This is a genomic window from Bradyrhizobium commune (assembly GCF_015624505.1).
GTDB lineage: Bacteria > Pseudomonadota > Alphaproteobacteria > Rhizobiales > Xanthobacteraceae > Bradyrhizobium > Bradyrhizobium commune.
The window spans coordinates 7,363,533-7,381,811 of sequence record NZ_CP061379.1 but is presented as its reverse complement, the minus strand read 5'-3'; the positions used below and the strand labels follow the sequence as shown (position 1 = coordinate 7,381,811).

General features: G+C 64.5%; 17 protein-coding genes. 10 read left to right on the top strand and 7 right to left on the bottom strand.

Features of this window, described 5'->3' with window-relative positions; all coding sequences use genetic code 11:
• Positions 1-15: 15 nt before the first annotated feature.
• Positions 16-390, bottom strand: a complete 375-nt coding sequence (locus IC761_RS34670) for a hypothetical protein (RefSeq protein ID WP_195801090.1) — start codon at positions 388-390, stop codon at positions 16-18.
• A 453-nt stretch (positions 391-843) separates the two neighbouring features.
• Here IC761_RS34670 and IC761_RS34665 point away from each other — a divergent pair, with 453 nt between their 5' ends.
• Both IC761_RS34665 and IC761_RS34660 read left to right on the top strand, forming a co-directional pair.
• Complete coding sequence (locus IC761_RS34665) at positions 844-1,257, top strand: MarR family winged helix-turn-helix transcriptional regulator (protein ID WP_246791412.1); 414 nt, start codon at positions 844-846, stop codon at positions 1,255-1,257.
• 3 nt (positions 1,258-1,260) lie between these two features.
• Positions 1,261-2,703, top strand: coding sequence for an MFS transporter (locus IC761_RS34660; RefSeq protein ID WP_195801089.1), 1,443 nt, complete (start codon positions 1,261-1,263; stop codon positions 2,701-2,703).
• An 11-nt stretch (positions 2,704-2,714) separates the two neighbouring features.
• Here IC761_RS34660 and IC761_RS34655 read toward each other — a convergent pair whose 3' ends face one another.
• On the bottom strand, positions 2,715-4,151 hold the full coding sequence (locus IC761_RS34655) for a glutamine synthetase family protein (RefSeq protein ID WP_195801088.1): 1,437 nt from the start codon (positions 4,149-4,151) through the stop codon (positions 2,715-2,717).
• 107 nt (positions 4,152-4,258) lie between these two features.
• Entirely contained in the window at positions 4,259-5,617 is a 1,359-nt protein-coding gene (locus tag IC761_RS34650) for an aromatic ring-hydroxylating dioxygenase subunit alpha (RefSeq protein WP_195801087.1), read from the bottom strand.
• Positions 5,618-5,723: 106 nt separating this feature from the next.
• Here IC761_RS34650 and IC761_RS34645 point away from each other — a divergent pair, with 106 nt between their 5' ends.
• Positions 5,724-6,509, top strand: a complete 786-nt coding sequence (locus tag IC761_RS34645) for an IclR family transcriptional regulator domain-containing protein (protein WP_195801086.1) — start codon at positions 5,724-5,726, stop codon at positions 6,507-6,509.
• Positions 6,510-6,581: 72 nt separating this feature from the next.
• Positions 6,582-6,914, top strand: coding sequence for a PRC-barrel domain-containing protein (locus IC761_RS34640; RefSeq protein WP_195801085.1), 333 nt, complete (start codon positions 6,582-6,584; stop codon positions 6,912-6,914).
• A gap of 42 nt (positions 6,915-6,956) precedes the next feature.
• On the opposite strand, the gene IC761_RS34635 is transcribed toward IC761_RS34640, so the two are convergent.
• Positions 6,957-7,352, bottom strand: a complete 396-nt coding sequence (locus IC761_RS34635; RefSeq protein WP_195801084.1) for a group II truncated hemoglobin — start codon at positions 7,350-7,352, stop codon at positions 6,957-6,959.
• Between the two features lie 15 nt (positions 7,353-7,367).
• Entirely contained in the window at positions 7,368-8,276 is a 909-nt protein-coding gene (locus tag IC761_RS34630) for a helix-turn-helix transcriptional regulator (protein WP_195801083.1), read from the bottom strand.
• Positions 8,277-8,414: 138 nt separating this feature from the next.
• Here IC761_RS34630 and IC761_RS34625 point away from each other — a divergent pair, with 138 nt between their 5' ends.
• The 5 genes from IC761_RS34625 to boxB all read left to right on the top strand — a co-directional run bounded on the left by IC761_RS34625 (position 8,415) and on the right by boxB (position 14,682).
• Entirely contained in the window at positions 8,415-9,956 is a 1,542-nt protein-coding gene (locus IC761_RS34625) for a benzoate-CoA ligase family protein (protein WP_195801082.1), read from the top strand.
• 8 nt (positions 9,957-9,964) lie between these two features.
• Positions 9,965-10,783, top strand: a complete 819-nt coding sequence (locus tag IC761_RS34620) for an alpha/beta fold hydrolase (protein WP_195804874.1) — start codon at positions 9,965-9,967, stop codon at positions 10,781-10,783.
• An 18-nt stretch (positions 10,784-10,801) separates the two neighbouring features.
• The gene (locus tag IC761_RS34615) at positions 10,802-11,338 is read left to right on the top strand and encodes a DUF309 domain-containing protein (protein WP_195801081.1); all 537 of its coding nucleotides are present in this window, start codon (positions 10,802-10,804) and stop codon (positions 11,336-11,338) included.
• A 106-nt stretch (positions 11,339-11,444) separates the two neighbouring features.
• On the top strand, positions 11,445-13,133 hold the full coding sequence (boxC, locus tag IC761_RS34610) for a 2,3-epoxybenzoyl-CoA dihydrolase (protein ID WP_195801080.1): 1,689 nt from the start codon (positions 11,445-11,447) through the stop codon (positions 13,131-13,133).
• Positions 13,134-13,230: 97 nt separating this feature from the next.
• Positions 13,231-14,682 carry a benzoyl-CoA 2,3-epoxidase subunit BoxB gene (boxB, locus tag IC761_RS34605; RefSeq protein ID WP_195801079.1) on the top strand — a complete coding sequence of 484 codons (1,452 nt, stop codon included), beginning with the start codon at positions 13,231-13,233 and terminating at the stop codon, positions 14,680-14,682.
• Positions 14,683-14,760: 78 nt separating this feature from the next.
• On the opposite strand, the gene IC761_RS34600 is transcribed toward boxB, so the two are convergent.
• Both IC761_RS34600 and IC761_RS34595 read right to left on the bottom strand, forming a co-directional pair.
• A complete protein-coding gene (locus IC761_RS34600) occupies positions 14,761-15,561 on the bottom strand; it encodes an SDR family oxidoreductase (RefSeq protein ID WP_195801078.1) in 801 nt (266 codons plus the stop codon).
• Between the two features lie 98 nt (positions 15,562-15,659).
• Positions 15,660-16,718: a polysaccharide deacetylase family protein gene (locus IC761_RS34595; protein ID WP_195801077.1), complete on the bottom strand. Its 1,059-nt coding sequence runs from the start codon at positions 16,716-16,718 to the stop codon at positions 15,660-15,662.
• A gap of 165 nt (positions 16,719-16,883) precedes the next feature.
• On the opposite strand from IC761_RS34595, the gene IC761_RS34590 reads away from it, so the two are divergent.
• Complete coding sequence (locus tag IC761_RS34590) at positions 16,884-18,278, top strand: OmpA family protein (RefSeq protein WP_195801076.1); 1,395 nt, start codon at positions 16,884-16,886, stop codon at positions 18,276-18,278.
• Position 18,279 lies beyond the last annotated feature (1 nt).

The window sequence follows — 18,279 nt, the reverse complement described above, 5'->3', positions numbered from 1 at the left end:
GCGAGTTGTGCGCTCTCACCAATAGATCCCGTGCCGATGCAGCTCGCGGATCACCTGGGTTTCGACCGACGGCTGTCCGCGCTTCGGTTTGACGATTTCGGTCGAGCTGGCGACGGTCGTATTGGTTGCGCGAGAAGGTGTCGCGGCTGGAACTGTCGCTGTTTCCGTTTGTGTCGCCGGTGCGCTCGGCGCGGGTGTCGTGGTCGCTGTCTGGACATTGACCGTCGGCGTCGTGGCCGGAGCTTGCGTTGCTTGCGGCGCAGTCTCCGGGGCCGGCTGCTCGGTCGTCTGCTGGCTTCCGTTGGTTGCCGCGAGGCTCAGGCTCCGCGTGCCGGCATGGGCCTGGGTCGCGATCAGCGTCATTGCGGCGATCAGGATCAGCTTGCGCATGATAACCCCCGTTATCCGGTCAATCCGTCTTACCTAAAGCGCGGCCCCGCATTGTCAGCGGGCGAGGCGATGCGTCCCGATCTCGATCAGGGTGGTCCGGCAGGACAGGCGATAGATCAGACTGAACAATTGACCCAACATGATCGAACTCCATTGTTGATCATGGGGCGCAGCCTAGACCCCGCATCTTTCCTGCGTTTTTCGAGGGTTTGGGAAAACGGCTTCGTCCGCCTGCGTCTCGATGTCGTTGGATCATCCCCGACGAAACCGCCTCACGGGGGTGTGAGGCGTGAGGCCGAGGACTCCCGGGTTGACGGCCGCGAAATATCGGGATATCCCTATATCAAGATAACGGGATATCCCGCTATTGGGGGTGTGATGGCTGAGCAAGAGCTGCCTGTGCTGGAGCGAAACCGCTGCAATTGCGCGGCCTTGCGCAAGGCGTCGCGGCACATGACGCTGTTCTACGACGCTGCACTGGAGGCCTCGGGGCTCCGTTCGACCCAGTATGCCCTTCTGACCGAAATCCATCGCCGCGGCGACGCTCCGCCGTCGATCGGCGACCTCGCCGAGGCGCTGGTGATCGACCAGTCCACCATCGGCCAGAACCTGCGCCCGCTCCAGCGCGACGGTCTGGTCACGCTGGAGCACGACGAGGCCGATCGTCGCAGCCGCCTGGTCAAGCTGACACGCGCGGGGCGCTCGCGCCTTGCCGACGCGCGGCCACTCTGGCTCGCGGCGCAGGAGACATTCGAAAACGGGTTCGGCAAGCGAGCGGCCGCCGAGCTGCGAAATGTTTTGGCCGGCATCGCCGGCGATCCATCGCTGACGGTCGACCGCACCAGCACTCCGACGGAAAAGGCATAAGCCATGAACAGTCTAGAACGCGGCACGTTTGCCCGCGCGGTGCCGCTTGACGACCCCGCGCAGCCGCCGAAGCCTCGCAAGGCGACGTCCCCGAATGTGGTGCTGGCGATCGTCTGCGTCGGCATATGTCTCGCCAATCTCGATCTCTTTATCGTCAACGTCGCACTGCCGAGCATCGGGCAGGACTTCAAGGACGCCTCGCTCGACGACATGTCGTGGGTGCTGAACGGCTACGCCATCGCCTATGCGGCGCTCTTGGTGTTCTTCGGCCGGCTGGCCGAACGTCACCGCAGGAATCTCAGCTTCCTGCTCGGCGTCGGCCTCTTCACCGTGGCGTCGGCGGCTTGCGCTGCCGCCAACAATGTCGCGATGCTCACCGCGTTCCGTCTCGTGCAGGCCGCCGGCGCCGCGCTGATGACGCCGACCTCGCTCGGCCTGCTGCTGGCGGTGTTCGCGCCGGAGAAGCGTGGCGGTGCGGTGCGGACCTGGACTGCGATCGGCGGCCTCGCCGCGGCGCTTGGGCCCGTCGTCGGCGGCGTGCTCGTCGCGGTCAACTGGCGCTGGATCTTCTTCGTCAACGTCCCGATCGGCCTTGTGGCCATGGTGATCGGCTGGTGGAAGCTTCCGGAAATCGAGGGCCATGATGCGCCGCGCCCCAAATTCCTCGACGCCATGTTGGTCACAGGTGGCATCGGCGCGCTCGTCTTCGCGATCGTCAAGGTCAGCGACTGGGGATTGCGCGCACCGGCGATCGGCTACAGCTTCGCCGCTGCCGCGATCCTGCTGGCCGTGTTCATCTGGCGCTGCCTCCGCACCGAAAATCCGTTCGTCGATCCGGCGCTGTTTCGCATCCGGCAGTTCACCGGCGCCGCTTTGGTGATGGCGCCCTATTCGGCAGCCTTCGGCGCCATGCTGCTGTCAGTGGCCCTGTGGGAGCAGACAGCGTGGGGATGGTCGGCGTTGCAGACCGGGCTCGCGATCGCGCCGGGGCCGCTGATGGTGCCGATCACCTCGCTGTTGTTCGCGGGACGTCTGATCGCGCGCTTCGGCGCTGCGCCCGTCGTCACGGCAGGGATCGTGGTCTTTGCAGCCGGCCTGGTCGCCTGGGCAACCCTGATCGGCCCCGAGCCGCACCCGGCCTTCGTGATCCTTGGCATGATCCCGACCGGCATCGGCGTCGGCCTGACCTTCCCGACGCTGATGGGCGTCAGCGCCGCAGGTCTGCCGCCCTCGTCCTTTGCGACCGGCTCCGGCGTGATCAACATGATCCGTCAGGCCGCGCTCGCGGTGGGTGTCGCGATCTTCGTCGCCATCATCGGCTCGCCGGCGTCATTGCCGGAGCGCCTCGTCGCATTCCAGCGCGGCTGGTGGGTGATGGTCGCGATCGTCGCGCTCGGCCTGTTGCCGACCTACTATTATCTCAGGCAGAAGCCGAAGGCCGGATAACGGGGGACGCCTCAGAACATCTCAAAGTATTCGCGATGTTCCCAGTCGGTCACCTCGGCGAGGAAGCGATCGATCTCTGCGTTCTTGATGTGGGCGTAATAGTCGATGAACTCGGCGCCGAATTTTTCGCGGAAGAAGGGATCGTCCTTCAGCGCCGAAACCGCATCGCGCAGCGACTTCGGCAAGAGTGGCGCCTCGGTCTCGTAGGGCGTATCCGCTGAAGGGCCGGGATCGAGCTTGCGGTCGACGCCGTCGAGCCCGGACAGGATTTGGGCCGCCATATAGAGATAGGGATTGGCGGCGGGCTCGCCGACACGGTTTTCCAGGCGGGTGGCGGCGTTGCCGGCGCCACCGAGCACGCGGATCATCACGCCGCGATTGTCGCGACCCCAGATCGCGCGGTCCGGTGCCAGCGAGTAGGAGCGGTAGCGCTTGTAGCCGTTGATGGTTGGCGTCGTGAAAACGGTGGCCGCACGGGCGTGGTCGAGCAGTCCTGCGAGATAACAGCGGCCGAATTCGCTGAGCGGCGCGGCACCTTCCTTGGCCATGAACAGGTTCTCGCCGCTCGTGCGTGACACGATCGACTGATGCAGATGCCAGCCGCTCGCGACCACGTTCGGAAGTTTCGGCCGGCACATGAACGTGGCGTGATAGCCGTGCCGTCGCGCGACCTGCTTCACGGCGGAGCGGAACAGCACCATGTTGTCGGCGGGCTCCAGACCCTGTCTGGGCTGGAAGGTGAACTCGCACTGGCTCGGCCCGAACTCGACCTCGACCGAACGCAGCGGCAGCCCGAGCGCCAGAATGTCGCGGCGAAGAATCTCGAGCGCCGGCTCCATCTGATCGAACCGCTGCTCGGTGAGGTATTGATAGCCGTGGGACAGCAGGCTCACCGAGGGCGGTGTGCCGGGCTGGCCGGCGTCCTCCACACGCATATGCGGGTCGTCGAGCCTGAAGATGTGGAATTCGACCTCGAGGCCGGCGATGAAATCGTGGCCGCGGCTTGCGAGCTCGTCGAGCACCTTGCGATAGAGCCCGCGCGTCGCGAACGGCACCGGGCGGCCATCGCCAAAATAGAGATCGCAGAGAACCCAGCCGGTCGCTGGCGCCCAGGGCAGCACGCGGAAGGTGGTGGGATCGGCGACCATCAGCACGTCGGCTGCGCCCTCGATCTCCTTCATGCCGAAGCCGCCACCTGATGTGAAGACCGGGAACACCGTGCGGTGCGAGGTGTCCTTGGCGAGCATCGTCGTCGTGATGGAGCAGCCGCCTTCCAGCGAGGCGATCGCCTCGGCGGCGATGATGGTCTTGCCGCGCAAGATGCCGTGCTGGTCGGGGAAGGCGAGGCGGATGACTTCGAGATTCTTTTCCTCGACGATGCGGCGCATGCGCACCGCTGCGTCCTTCTGCTCGTCCGACCACAGCGCATGACGCGCGACGAAAGTCACTATCGTTGCTCCTCAGTCACCAATGCCCGACGTCTGCAAGACGCCCGCCACATTCTCCGTCATTGCGAGCTCAGCTCGCAATGACGGAGGAGAGGCCAGCACGACCCTCACTCCGCCGCCGTCAGCCGGTGCACATTGTCCGCAATTTCCTTCGGCACCGGCGCGGTCCAGGGCGCGCCGCGGCGGCGCCTGACGTCGACCTCCATCCAATAGGTCTCCCAGCCGCGCGTCGGGCCGATGCCGTCCATGGTGGCCGGTCCCTGGATCGACCGCGCGTTGGCTTCGTCAAGGAATAGCATCGGCTTCTCGCCGCCCAAAACCTTCTCGATCTCCTGCCGCAGCAGCCGGCGATATTGCACGATCGCCTTGTCGCTCGAGCCGAGATGTTCCCTGGTGCGGTCCTGGATCGCGCCCATCGATTCCACCGCCCATTGGTCGTGAACGTTGATGTCGTTGCCCATGCCGGTGTAGGTCGCGGTCTGCTGCTCGTGCGGATCGAAGCCGTACTCGTTGGCTTTGTTCTTGCGCGACTTGTAGTCGGGCAGCTCATAGAGCTCGAGCCGCTGGTCGCGCATCTTCTGCTTGTCGACCGGATTCGAATAGCTGGTGAAGATTGCGTACCAGTAGCAGTTCTCGTCGTCGACCGGCACATGCCACTGCGTGATCGTCATCTCCGTGCTCATCGGGATGACGAAGCCGTGCGGGAACAGCTGGTTGGTGACGCGTACATGCGTCCGTTCCTCGTCGATCTCGCGCAGCGCGATCAGCCGCAACCCGTATTCGGTGTGCTCGACATTGATGATCGGGCGGTCGTATTCGCGCAGGATCTTCGTCATCGGCAGGTCGGAGCCGGCCGAAGCGCCGCGGAACTGCTTGCCGTAGGCGGTGGAGGTGTCCTCGTCCTCGAAGAAGCGATGCAGATAGGAGGCGTGCGCGGGATCGATGCCGACCTCGAGCGCCTGGAGCCAGTTGCAGGCCATGTGGCCCTTGAACGCGAAGGTGTGCGTGCCGGGCGCGACGAAGCAATCGAGCTCGGGAAATGCCGGCGGCTCACCTTCGCCGAGATAAGCCCAGAGGATGCCGCTCTTCTCCACCACGGGATAGGAGCGCTGGCGGATGTTCTGGCAGAGCTTTGACTCCTTCGGCTCGGCCGGCGTCTCGATGCACTGGCCGGTCGCATCGAACAGCCAGCCATGGAAGGCGCAGCGCAGCCCGCCATGCTCGAGCCGGCCGAAGGCGAGGTCGGCGCCGCGATGCGCGCAGTGGCGATCGATCAGGCCGTAGCGTCCCGTCTCGTCGCGAAACAGCACCAGGTTCTCGCCGAGCAATCTGACGGGGCGGATCGGCCGCGCGCCTTCGAGCTCGTCGACCAGCGCCGCCGGCTGCCAGTAGCTCCGCATCAGCTTTCCGCAGGGGTCTTTCAGCCCGGTGCGGGTGATCAGGTCGTTCTGCTCCGGGCTCATCATGGCGGTTACGTCCTTTTCCGGATTTGTTCGCCTATTGAACTAATGGGCGAATTATGCCATGCCTTGGACCGGCAGCAAGCACTATTTTGCAGGATGTCCCGAGCCGATGCCCAAGCTGAAGCGGAGTGACGCCGACGCACGCGCGACGGATTTCGTCGAGAGCCTCGATCGCGGCCTGCGCCTACTGCAATGTTTCGGCGTCACCAGCGGCCCGATGACGCTGAGCGATCTTGCCCGTGCCGCCGACCTTCCGCGCGCTACCGCGCGGCGCATCCTGTTCACGCTTCAGCACGGCGGCTTCGTCGCCAGCGACGGCAAGCTGTTCACGTTGACGCCGCATGTGCTGACGCTCGCCGCGTCCTACCTGCGCTCCAACCAGCTCGTCACCGTGCTCCAGCCCGTGCTCGATCGCGTCGCGACCGCCGCCAACGAAATCTCATCGCTCTCGGTCCTCGACGGCGACGAAGTCGTGTTCATCGCGCGCAGCAGCCCGGCCCGGATGTTTTCCGGTGGATTGGAGATTGGCTACCGGCTACCCGCGTTCTGCACCTCGGTCGGCCGCGCCATGCTCGGCCAGCTCGACGATGCCGACCTGCTCGCGCGCCTGAAGAAAATGAAGCGCGAGGCGCTGACGCCGCAGACGGTGACCGATCCCAAGGCGCTGCTCGCGCACATCTCGGCCGATCGCGCGCGGGGCTATTCGCTCGTTGACCGCGAAGCCGAGCCGCATTTCCGCTCGATCTCGGTGCCGGTGCGGCGCTATGACGACGCGATCGTCGCCGCGATCAACATGGGCGCGCATGTCGACCGCGTGCCCGCGCAGGAATTGATCGACCGCTTTCTGCCGCTGCTGCGCGAGGGCGCGGAGGCGGTGCGGTCGCAATTGCTGTAGTTGACGCTAATCCACCCTCAATGCCCGCCGTCTGTGTTATGATGCGCTCCACACAAATCCAGGGAGCACGCCATGCAACACACCATGGTTCCCAGTGATCGCGTGCAGCACGTCGCCGTCTATGGTTGCGACGGCACGAAGCTCGGCACGATCGAGCGGTTGATGCTCGACAAGGTGAGCGGAACGGTCGCCTACGTCGTAATCAAGACCGGGGGGCTGCTCGGCACTCATCACCATTATCCGGTGCAGTGGAGCGCACTGAAATATGATCCGGGACGTCAGGCCTTCCAGGTCGAGCTGACGCCGGAGCGATTGAGCAGCGGTCCCTGCGAAGTCGATGGCGAGGAGTTCGATTGGGGCGACCGCTCGCGGCCCTACCAGCATCCGAATTACTGGTCGATCTAGCGGCGCCGTCATCGTTGTCGCCCGGGCGAGCGATCGACGCGCTCATGGCCGGTTGCGCATCCAGTCGGCGAGACCGGACAGCGCGCGGTCGAGGTCTTTTCGCGCGGCAATGTCGATCACCGTCTCCTCCAGCGCGCCGCGCATGCAGAGCAGCCACGCGTCGCGCTCGGCATCGCCGATGGCAAAGCCGATGTGCCGCTGGCGCAGCCGCGGATGGCCCTTCTCGACCGAATAGAGTTTTGGGCCGCCGGTCCATTCAGCGAGATAGCGCTTCAGCACGTCCTTGATCAGGCCGAGGTCGGCGGCATGCATGGCGCGGATGACCCGCGCCTCCGGAAGCCGGTCCATGCGCTCATAGAAGCGTTCGACCAGCAGGTCGATCGTGGCGCTGCCGCCGATCCGCTCGAACATGGAGATTGCGACGTCGCTGTCGGTCATTTTGCGGCGATGACCCTACAGCGCCACGCTGCGCAGCCCGAAGCTGCGGGCTTCGTTTTGCAGCACCGGCCGGACCGCATCGATCAGCCGCGCTGCCGCTGCGTCGACCGAGAGGCCGGCCGTATCCACCACGGCCGTCGCGCGCGAATACAGCGGCTCGCGGCTCAAGAGGATGTTGCGCAGCTCCGCCATCGCCGAACGATCGTCCGCCATTGGCCGGAGATCGCCCTGGCGGCGCACGCGGGCCATGTGCTCCTCGGGCTCGGCCTTCAGCCAGATCGTGTAGAACGACGACAGGATCTGGTCGAAGGTCAGGGGTTCGGAGACGATGCCGCCGCCGGTGGCCAGCACCATCAGCTCGTTGCGCGCCAGCAGCTGTTGCAGTGCCGCCTGCTCCATGCGGCGAAAGCCTTCCTGGCCGTAGAGCGCGATGATCTCGGCGACCGAGAGGCCGTTCTGCCGCTCGACCTCCTTGTTGAGCTCGACAAAGCTCCAGCCGACCTTCTTCGCCAAAATCTTGCCGAGCGTGGATTTGCCGGCGCCGCGCAAGCCGATCAGCGCGATGCCGCAGAACGGCGCGCGCCGCGGCGCCGATGCGCTGCCGCCGGCGAGCAGATCCTTGGCTTGTGCGATCTGCGCCGGTGTCGCCTTGCGCAAGAGATCGCGAAACATCTGCCAGTCCGGCGTCGGATCGGCTGAGGGGAGCAGATCTTCGAGATGCGCGCCCATCGCGTCGGAGACGCGGCGCAACAGCACGATCGAGACATTGCCCTTGCCGCTCTCGAGCTGCGCGATGTAGCGCTCCGAAATTCCTGATACCTTGGCGAGCACTTTGCGCGACATGCCGCGCAGTGCGCGCATGGTGCGCACGCGCTGGCCGAGCTGTTCGAGAAAGCGGGATTCGGCGTCGGGACTGTCGGTCATGAGCCTTCTTTAGCAGGTGCCTTCCTGGAAGCAGGCCCTGCGGCGCGTTTTAATGAAACATAGTGCCTGCTGGCATTGACAGCAAGCTGTTGCAGTGTCTTTCTATGAATTATAATTCTAAATTCGGGGGAGACGTCCGTGAGCGAGGGATCCTATAACGCGGTGACCTGGCTGCTCGACCGCAACGTCGAGGAGGGCAGGGGCAACAAGCTGGTGTTCGACGACACCGTCTCGCGGCTCACCTATGGCGAGCTCCAGCAACAGACAAACCGCGCCGCCAACATGCTGCGCCGGCTCGGCGTCCGCCGCGAGGAGCGCGTGGCGATGATCATGCTGGATACGGTCGATTTCCCGGTTCTGTTCCTGGGCGCGCTCCGCGCCGGCATCGTTCCGGTGCCGCTCAACACGCTGCTGACCGCGGATCAATACGCCTACATCCTCGCCGACTGCCGCGCGCGCGTGCTGTTCGTCTCGGACGCGCTCTACCCCGTCATCAAGGACGTGGTCGGCCGCATGCCAGATCTCGAGCATGTCGTCGTCTGCGGCGCCAAGACCAACGGCCACAAACAGCTCGCGGAAGAACTCGCGCGCGAGAGCGACCGGTTTACGACCGCCGCGACGCATCCGGACGAGCCGGCGTTCTGGCTCTATTCGTCCGGTTCGACCGGCATGCCCAAGGGCGTGCGCCATCTGCATTCGAATCTGCAGGCGACCGCGGATACCTACGCGAGCCAGGTGCTCGGCATCCGCGAGAACGACGTCTGCCTGTCCGCGGCAAAGCTGTTCTTCGCCTATGGCCTCGGCAATGCGCTGACGTTTCCGCTGTCGGTCGGCGCGACCGTGGTGCTCAACAGCGAGCGCCCGACGCCGGCGCGCATGTTCGATCTGATGAACCGCTACAAGCCGTCGATCTTCTACGGCGTGCCGACGCTGTTTGCGGCGATGCTCAACGACGAGACGATGAAGGCCGAGCGCGGCGGCGGCGCCTTGCGGATCTGCACCTCGGCCGGCGAGGCGCTGCCGGAATCCGTTGGCAATAGCTGGAAATCGCGCTTCGGCGTCGACATCCTCGACGGCGTCGGCTCGACCGAGCTGTTGCACATTTTTCTCTCGAATGCGCCGGGCGACATCAAGTACGGCTCCTCCGGCAAGCCGGTGCCGGGCTATGCGGTGCGGCTCGTCAACGAAGCCGGCGAGGCAGTGGCTGACGGCGAGGTCGGCGAACTCCTGGTCGATGCGCCCTCGGCCGGCGAGGGCTACTGGAACCAGCGCCACAAGAGCCGCCGCACCTTTGAGGGGCCGTGGACCCGCACCGGCGACAAATATGTCAGGGACGCGGAGGGCCGCTACACCTTCTGCGGCCGCGCCGACGACATGTTCAAGGTCTCCGGCATCTGGGTCTCGCCGTTCGAGGTCGAGAGCGCGCTGATCACACATCCGGCTGTGCTGGAAGCCGCCGTCGTGCCCGAGGCCGATCCGGAAGGCCTGCTCAAGCCCAAAGCCTTCGTCGTGTTGCGCCCGGGCGCGAAGACCAGCGACCTTCAGGAGATGCTGAAGGAGCACGTCAAGCAGAAGATCGGCCCGTGGAAATATCCGCGCTGGATCGACGTGGTGGAGTCCTTGCCGAAGACCGCGACGGGAAAGATCCAGCGTTTCAAGCTGCGCGAGGGCACGAATTGACTGACAGTATGACCAATCTCGCCCGCACCGGCTTGCTCACGATCGACGGCGCCAGCCTCGAATACAAATGGCTCGCGTCGCTCGCCGCCGACGCGCCGACTATCGTGATGCTGCACGAAGGCCTGGGCTCGGTCGGGCTTTGGGGCGACTTCCCCGAAAAGCTTCATCAGGCCACCGGCGCCGGCATTTTCGCCTATTCGCGGGCCGGCTACGGCCAGTCGAGCCCGGTGACGCTGCCGCGGCCGCTCGACTACATGCAGCGTGAAGCGCTGGACATGCTGCCAAAAGTGCTCGACGCGATCTCCTTCAAGCGCGGCCTGTTGCTCGGCCATTCCGACGGCGCCTCGATCGCGGCGATCTATGCCGGGTCGCACCAGGATCGCCGGTTGCAGGGCATAGCCCTGATCGCGCCGCATTTCATCGTCGAGGACATTTCCGTGACATCGATCGCGGAGATCAAGACGGCCTACGAGACCACGGATCTCAAAGCCAAGCTCGCGCGCTGGCACAAGGACGTCGACAACGCATTCTATGGCTGGAATCGGGCCTGGCTCGACCCGAAATTCCGCGACTGGGACATCTCGGAATATCTCGCCTATATCCGCGTTCCTGTCATGGTCCTGCAAGGTAAAAACGACCAATATGGGACACTGCGTCAGGTCGAGATTGCGCAGGAAGAGTGTTACTGTCCGGTAGATTTGAAAATTATTTCAGACGCGGGCCATTCCCCGCATCGTGAAGCGCCAGGGGTGACGCTTGACGCGATTGAGCAATTTGCCAAGGCGGCCCTGCGCGACGATCAGGGACTCCAGGGGCGCGCCGCATGATCATTTGGGGGCACATTCATGAATGTGCCTCCAAGTGTGAGCGGCCCGTTGCCATGGCCGCAATGGGCCTATGTGCCGGGAGCGACGGGCGAACCGGATGCCGACTACGAAACCCTCGATCTGGCCAAGGCGCTGGTGCCCTCGGCCTTCCGTGGCTACGTGCCGGTGCGTCATCCGGCGCTGCGCTACGGGCTCGCGTTGAACGACCGCGGCTATTTCTGGGAATCGCAGGAGGTGCTGGAAGCGGTATGGGCGGCGGCGCCGCAGGGCGGCCGCGAGCGTATTCTGCTGCGGGCCTGCATCCAGATCGCCAATGCGAATTTGCGGCTGCGCATGCAGAAGGCGCACTCGGCCGCGCGCCTGTTCGGCGAGGCACTGGCCGAACTGCGGACGCTGAGCTCGCGCAAGGCGGTCCCGGCCGGCGACGGCTTTGTCGAGAGCTTTCCGGTTCCGGCGCTGATGGCCTTGCTTCAGGCCAAGCTCGACCGTCCCCAGCTCTCCAAGGCCGACTGGATCGCGCTCGGAGCTATCGTGCGCTCCCAATCGAATTCATGAAACAAAGTGCATACGTTGGCCGTTAAGGGCTAGACACGCTCCAAAAGATGCACTATTGTGCATCTAACACGACAGCCAAAACGCTAAACAAGCTTAAGGGTGGCCCATGGCCGGGGAAGATCGGCGCCTCGCAGGCGGTGCGACATTCATCGATTTCCAGACCGAGCCGTCCCGCTACAAGCACTGGAAGCTCGCGGTCGACGGTGACGTCGCGACGCTGACCATGGATGTCGACGAGAATGGCGGCCTGTTCGAGGGCTATCTGCTCAAGCTCAATTCCTATGATCTCGGCGTCGATATCGAGCTGGCCGACGCGATCCAGCGCCTGCGCTTCGAGCATCCGGAGGTGAAGGTCGTGGTGATGCGTTCGGCCAAGAACCGCGTGTTCTGCGCCGGCGCCAACATCCGCATGCTCGCGGGCTCGACCCATGCCCACAAGGTGAACTTCTGCAAATTCACCAACGAGACCCGCAACGGCATGGAGGATTCGTCAGCGAATTCCGGCCAGCGTTTCATCACGGTGGTGAACGGCTCGGCCGCCGGCGGCGGCTACGAGCTCGCGCTTGCCACCGATCACATCATCCTCGCCGATGACGGCGCCTCTGCGGTTGCCTTGCCCGAGGTGCCGCTGCTCGCGGTGCTGCCGGGCACCGGCGGCCTCACCCGCGTCGTCGACAAGCGCAAGGTGCGCCGCGACCACGCCGATTTCTTCTGCACCATCGAGGAAGGCGTGAAGGGCAAGCGCGCCGTGCAATGGCGTCTCGTCGACGAGATCGCGCCGAACAGCAAGTTAGAGGCCAAGATCACCGAACGGGCCAAGGAATTCGCGGGCGCCTCGAAGCGCGCCGGCAGCGGCAAGGGCGTTGCACTCACCCCGCTCAAGCGTGTCATCGACGAAACCAGCATCCGCTACGGCTTCGTCACCGTGGATATCGATCGCGCTGCCCGCATCGCCACCATCTCGATCAAGGCGCCAGAGGCCGCGCCGCCGGCCGACATCGATGGCATGATGGCGCAGGGCGCCTCGTTCTGGCCGTTGCAAGTGGCGCGCGAGATCGACGATGCCATCCTGCATCTGCGCATCAACGAGCTCGAGATCGCGATGCTGGTGTTCAAGAGCCATGGCGACCGCGCCCATGTGCTGGCCAGCGACGCCTTCCTCGAGGCCAACAAGGCGCACTGGCTGGTCAATGAGATCCGCCATTACTGGAAGCGCGTGCTCAAGCGCATCGACGTCACCTCGCGCACGCTGGTGACGCTGGTCGAGCCCGGCTCCTGCTTTGCCGGCACCTTGGCTGAGCTCGTGTTCGCCGCCGACCGCTCCTACATGCTGATCGGCACGCGCCAGGGCGACAACCGTCCGCCGCCGTCGATCGAGCTCTCCGCCATGAACTTTGGCCCGTTCCCGATGAGCCATGGCCTGACGCGGCTGGAGTCGCGCTTCCAGGCCGATCCGGCTGACGTCGAGCGCGCGGAGGCCACGATGGGCACCGCGCTCGACGCCGAGCAGGCGGAAGAGCTCGGCCTCGTCACTTTCGCGCTCGACGACATCGACTGGGACGACGAGGTCCGCGTGTTCCTGGAGGAACGCGCCAGCTTCTCGCCGGACAGTCTCACCGGCATGGAGGCGAGCCTGCGCTTCGTCGGTCCGGAGACGATGGAATCAAAGATCTTCGCGCGGCTGACCGCATGGCAGAACTGGATCTTCCAGCGCCCGAACGCAGTCGGCGAGGAAGGCGCGCTGCGCCGTTACGGCAGCGGCCAGAAGCCGAAATTCGATATGACAAGGGTGTAGCGAATACGGAGTGGCGAATAGCGAATAGGGATTTCATTCGCCATTCGCTACTCGCCATTCGCGGGAAACGATCAGGTTCAACGCGGGAGAGTTCCCAATGAATATGAACATCATGAACGTCGACTACTCGACCAAGATTCCGAACAACGTCAATCTCGCCGAAGACCGCCAGGTGCTCAAAGCGCTGGAAGGCTGGCATCCCGGCTACATGGATTGGTGGAGCGACATGGGGCCGGAGGGCTTCCAGGAGTCGCTGGTGTATCTGCGCACCGCCTACTCCGTCGATCCGCGTGGCTGGGCCAAGTTCGATTACGTGCGCATGCCCGAATACCGCTGGGGCATCCTGCTTGCGCCGCAGGAAGAGAACCGCGTCGTTCCCTTCGGCGAGCATTTGGGCGAGCCGGCCTGGCAGGAAGTGCCGGGCGAGTATCGCGCCATGCTGCGCCGCCTGATCGTGATCCAGGGCGACACCGAGCCCGCTTCCGTCGAACAGCAGCGTCATCTCGGCAAGACTGCGCCCTCGCTCTACGACATGCGCAATCTGTTCCAGGTCAATGTCGAGGAAGGCCGCCATCTTTGGGCGATGGTCTACCTGCTCCAGAAATATTTCGGCCGCGACGGTCGCGAAGAGGCTGACGATTTGCTGCGCCGCCGCTCGGGTGACGCGGATAGCCCACGCATGCTGGGCGCCTTCAACGAGGCGACGCCGGACTGGCTGTCCTTCTTCATGTTCACCTATTTCACCGACCGCGACGGCAAGATGCAGCTGCACTCGCTGGCGCAGTCGGGCTTCGATCCCTTGTCGCGCACCTGCCGCTTCATGCTGACCGAGGAAGCGCACCACATGTTCGTCGGCGAGACCGGCATCACCCGCGTCGTGCAGCGCACCTGCGATGCGATGCGCGAGGCCGGCATCACCGATCCCACCGATGTCGCCAAGGTTCGCGCGCTCGGTGTCATCGACCTGCCGACGATCCAGAAGAAGCTGAACCTGCACTACACGCTGTCGCTCGACCTGTTCGGCTCGGAGGTCTCGACCAATGCGGCCAATGCCTTCAACACCGGCATCAAGGGCCGCTATCACGAGACGCAAATTGACGATGATCACCAGCTCAAGAACGCCACCTATCCGGTGCTGAAGTTCATCAACGGCGAGATCAAGCTGGTCGACGAGCCGGCGCTGACCGCGCTCAACATGCGCCTGCGCGACGATTACAGCCAGGATTGCGTCAAGGGTATGCTGCGCTGGAACAAGGTGATCTCGACCGCGGGCTATGATTTCCAGCTCAAACTGCCCAACGTTGCCTTCCATCGCCACATCGGCGAGTTCAAGGACGTGCACGCGACGCCCGACGGCATTTTGATCGATGATGCGACCTGGGCCAAGCGCAAGGACGAGTGGCTGCCCTCGACCGCCGACGGCGACTTCATCACCTCGCTGATGCAGCCCGTCACCGAAACCGGCCAGTTCGCCTCCTGGATCTCGCCGCCGAAAGTCGGCATCGATAACAAGCCCGGCGATTTCGAGTATGTGAAGATCGAGTCGTGAGGTAGTTGGCGAGTAGCGAGTAGCGAGTAGCGAGGTAACGCCTATTCGCCATTCGCTACTTACCATTCGCGCGCACTGCTACCCCGCAATCTCCAGCCCGGCATTGGCGTACACTACGCCACCATCCACCGCGATGGTGTTGCCGACCACATAATCGCCTGCACGCGAGGCGAGATAGATCGCCACGCCCGCCATGTCCTCGTCGGTCCCGATGCGCCGCGCCGGAATGCGCTTTGCGACTTCGTCGGAGTGATCGCGCGCGGCGCGGTTCATGTCGGACTTGAACGCGCCCGGCGCGATCGCGGTGACGTTGATGTTGTCCTTGATCAGTTTCGTCGCCAGGCGCCGCGTCAGGTGGATCACGGCGGCCTTGCTGGCGGCGTAGGAATAGGTCTCGCCCGGATTAACGAAGATGCCGTCGACCGAGGCGATGTTGATGACCTTCGCCGGCCGCTCGTGCGAGGCCGCCGCGCGCAGCGGTTTCGCCAGCGCCTTGGTCAGGAAGAACAGCGACTTAACGTTGAGGTCCATCACCTTGTCCCAGCCGCTTTCAGGGAATTCGTCGAACTCCGCGCCCCAGGCCGCTCCCGCATTGTTGACGAGGATGTCGAGCTTCGGCTCCAGCTTGATGATTTCGGAGGCGAGCCTGTCGCAGCCTTCGACGGTCGAGATGTCGATCGGCAGTGCGATGCATTCGCCGTCATACTGTGCTGAAAGCTCCTTGGCGGTCGCTTCGCAAGGCCCGGCCTTGCGCGCGGTGATGTAGACCTTCGCCGCGCCTTGCGCGAGGAAGCCCGCGGCGATCATCTTGCCGATGCCGCGCGAGCCGCCGGTCACGAGCGCGACGCGGCCTTTGAGCGAGAACAGATCGTTGAACATGGTGCCTCCCTTGACGCCTTCCTTGGGTTGGCGACGTTTTGAGCGCCGAGGGGAGGGGAGTCAACTCGGTGTTGTCCCGGCCAAGGCCGGGACAATATTCAAGCCGCCGCGATCCGCCGCAAGCCGTTCCACATCGCGGTCGCGGCGCCCGAGGTCAGCACCGGCAAAATCCGCGTGTCCTGGTAATTGCCGTTGAGCGAGACGCGCGGCAGCGCGGTCATGTGGCCGGCGTCTTCGGCGAACAGCATGCCGGGCCGTGTCGTCACCGCGGTCTTGAAGCCGGCGGATGCGGCGAGAGCGAACTCGCGATCGCCGGCAGCGTCGCGATCGCCATAAGGGTAGGCGAAGTGCTGCACTGGGCGATCCAGCGCGTGCTCGATCCTCACGCGGCTCACCGCCATCTCTTGTGCTGCGATCTCTTCGCTTTGCTTGGCGAGGTTGCAATGACTGATGGTATGGGCGCCGATCGTCACCAGCGGGTCGGCGGCGAACTCCTTGACCTCGCCCCAGGATAGGCACAGGCTGCGGCACAGCGCGGCCATGTCGACATTGTATTTTGCGCAGAGCGCTTCGATCTCGCGCGCGAGATCATGCTCGCCCGGCAACGCGCGCAGCCAGTCATGCAGGCGGTCGAATGTTGCCTGCTTTGCGGCGGGCGTGGTTGCGTCGAGCCGCAGCGCGGAATTGCGGATCTGCACGTCGACCTGTTCGGTCGCGGCGATCACGGCTTCAAGCGCGGCCCACCACAGTCGCCCGATGCCTTCGGCAAAATCGCTGGCGACATAAACGGTCGCGGGCGCGTCAAATTCGCGCAGCACCGGCAGGGCATAGTCGAGATTGTCGCGATAGCCGTCGTCGAGCGTGAAAGCAGCGAAGCGGCGGTCGAACCGGCCCTGCACCAACCGCTCATGCAGCTCGTCCATGCTGACGATGTCGATCTCGCGCGAGCGCAGATGGCATAAGGTCGCGCGCAGGAATTCGGGGGCAACTTCGAGGTGCCGGTTCGGCTGGAACGCGCCCGCGCGGGCCGGTCGGACGTGATGCAGCATGAAAATGGCGCCGACGCCCGACAAAAGCGGGCGCAGCAGGTGGTGCGCCCCGCTGAAATAGAGTGCTCCCAGCCCGGCGCGAATGACGTTGTTACGGAGTTGTTTCATGACCGGCTGGCCGACCCCTGGCATTCCGCCCTCAACTTAGGGTGTGACCCTTGAAGAAAAAGTTATTCCAATTGTCCACGCAAGGCGCCCGGAACGGCCCCATTTCCGGTTTGACAGCCTGCCAAGGGTTTGTTTTGTCTCCGGTTCCAGAGTTCGGGTCGTCGAATGAAGAAGCTTTTCAGGTGGGCCAGCAAATGGTGGCCGGGGCTGATCCCCCTGGCCGTCATGTGGGGATTTGCGGCCTGGAATAACACCTTGCCGGTCGAGGCCGGCCTGTCGGCCCGCAGCTCGGCCGCCCTCAAGGACACCGTCCTGGACAAGACCCGGATCGCGGTCGACGGCCGCGACGTCAGCCTGGCGGCGGATGCCTTCTCCGAAGAGGGCCGCCGTGACGCGGTGGTCGCGGTCGAGAATGTTCCGGGCGTCCGCCTGGTCGACGACCTGACCCGCCTGGTTCCCGAGGCAAAGCCCTTCGTCTGGAACGCCGAGCGGGACGTGGTGCGGGTGACGCTGTCGGGTTCAGCGCCGTTGCCGTCGATGAAGGGCCGGCTGATGGAGGCGGCGCGCAAGGAGGTTGCCGGCGTCGAGGTGGCCGATCAGATGGGCCTGGCGCGCGGTGCGCCGCCGCGCTTCGAAGCCGCAGCCATGCTGCTGCTTGACCAGATCGGCAAGCTCAAGGACGGCAAGATCACGATCTCCGACACCAAGGTCAATCTGTCGGGCATGGCGCGCGATCTCGGCGGCCGCGAGGCGATCGCGGCTGCGCTGAAGAATCTGCCTGAAGGTTTCTCGATTGCCGGCAACGACATCAAGGCGCCGCCCTACATCTTCCAGGCCTACAAGGATCCGGTGGCAGCGACCGTGACGCTGACCGGCTACGTGCCTGACAACAATGTGCACGCCACCATTGCGATGAGTGCGTCGCGAAAATTCTTCAACGAAAAGGTCGTCGACAATCTCAAGGCCAGTATCGGCGCACCCAGCGCCTTCAACACCGCCGTGGTCGCAGCGCTCGGTGCGCTGTCGCGGCTGTCGACCGGCACGCTCGTCGTCTCCGATCGCGAGGTGAAGCTGTCGGGCGATGCGCTGTACGAGGGTGCCGCCAACGACATCCGCGCAGGCCTCGGCAAGGACTTTCCGAAGACCTGGCAGTACAAGCCGGAGATCACGGTGAAGCCTGCGGCGGGGCCGGTCGACGGCACCGTCTGCCAGCAATTGTTCTCGGAGCTGCTGGCCAAGGGCAAGATTCGCTTCGAGTCCAAGCGCGCCGACATCGATCCCGACTCCGCCGGCATTCTCGATCATCTGATCGAGACGGCGCTACGCTGTCCGACCAGCAATATCGAGGTCGCCGGCCACACCGATTCCGACGGTGAGGATTCCTTCAACCAGGCTCTTTCCGAAAAGCGCGCGCAATCGGTGATCGATTATCTGGTCAAGGCTGGCCTGCCCGCCGACCGCTTCACCGCTGTCGGCTATGGCAGCACGCAGCCTGTCGCCGGCAACGACACCGACGACGGCAAGGCGCAAAACCGCCGCATCGAATTTCTGGTGAGGTGAC

What these genes read in the sequence shown, in the direction of transcription:
- IC761_RS34615 (WP_195801081.1), top strand. Translation starts at nt 10,802, where the DNA reads ATGAATGTGCCTCCAAGTGTGAGCGGCCCGTTGCCATGGCCGCAATGG.
- IC761_RS34620 (WP_195804874.1), top strand. Translation starts at nt 9,965, where the DNA reads ATGACCAATCTCGCCCGCACCGGCTTGCTCACGATCGACGGCGCCAGC.
- IC761_RS34630 (WP_195801083.1), bottom strand. Translation starts at nt 8,276, where the DNA reads ATGACCGACAGTCCCGACGCCGAATCCCGCTTTCTCGAACAGCTCGGC.
- boxC (WP_195801080.1), top strand. Translation starts at nt 11,445, where the DNA reads ATGGCCGGGGAAGATCGGCGCCTCGCAGGCGGTGCGACATTCATCGAT.
- IC761_RS34670 (WP_195801090.1), bottom strand. Translation starts at nt 390, where the DNA reads ATGCGCAAGCTGATCCTGATCGCCGCAATGACGCTGATCGCGACCCAG.
- IC761_RS34595 (WP_195801077.1), bottom strand. Translation starts at nt 16,718, where the DNA reads ATGAAACAACTCCGTAACAACGTCATTCGCGCCGGGCTGGGAGCACTC.
- boxB (WP_195801079.1), top strand. Translation starts at nt 13,231, where the DNA reads ATGAATATGAACATCATGAACGTCGACTACTCGACCAAGATTCCGAAC.
- IC761_RS34660 (WP_195801089.1), top strand. Translation starts at nt 1,261, where the DNA reads ATGAACAGTCTAGAACGCGGCACGTTTGCCCGCGCGGTGCCGCTTGAC.
- IC761_RS34650 (WP_195801087.1), bottom strand. Translation starts at nt 5,617, where the DNA reads ATGATGAGCCCGGAGCAGAACGACCTGATCACCCGCACCGGGCTGAAA.
- IC761_RS34640 (WP_195801085.1), top strand. Translation starts at nt 6,582, where the DNA reads ATGCAACACACCATGGTTCCCAGTGATCGCGTGCAGCACGTCGCCGTC.
- IC761_RS34665 (WP_246791412.1), top strand. Translation starts at nt 844, where the DNA reads ATGACGCTGTTCTACGACGCTGCACTGGAGGCCTCGGGGCTCCGTTCG.
- IC761_RS34600 (WP_195801078.1), bottom strand. Translation starts at nt 15,561, where the DNA reads ATGTTCAACGATCTGTTCTCGCTCAAAGGCCGCGTCGCGCTCGTGACC.
- IC761_RS34590 (WP_195801076.1), top strand. Translation starts at nt 16,884, where the DNA reads ATGAAGAAGCTTTTCAGGTGGGCCAGCAAATGGTGGCCGGGGCTGATC.
- IC761_RS34645 (WP_195801086.1), top strand. Translation starts at nt 5,724, where the DNA reads ATGCCCAAGCTGAAGCGGAGTGACGCCGACGCACGCGCGACGGATTTC.
- IC761_RS34635 (WP_195801084.1), bottom strand. Translation starts at nt 7,352, where the DNA reads ATGACCGACAGCGACGTCGCAATCTCCATGTTCGAGCGGATCGGCGGC.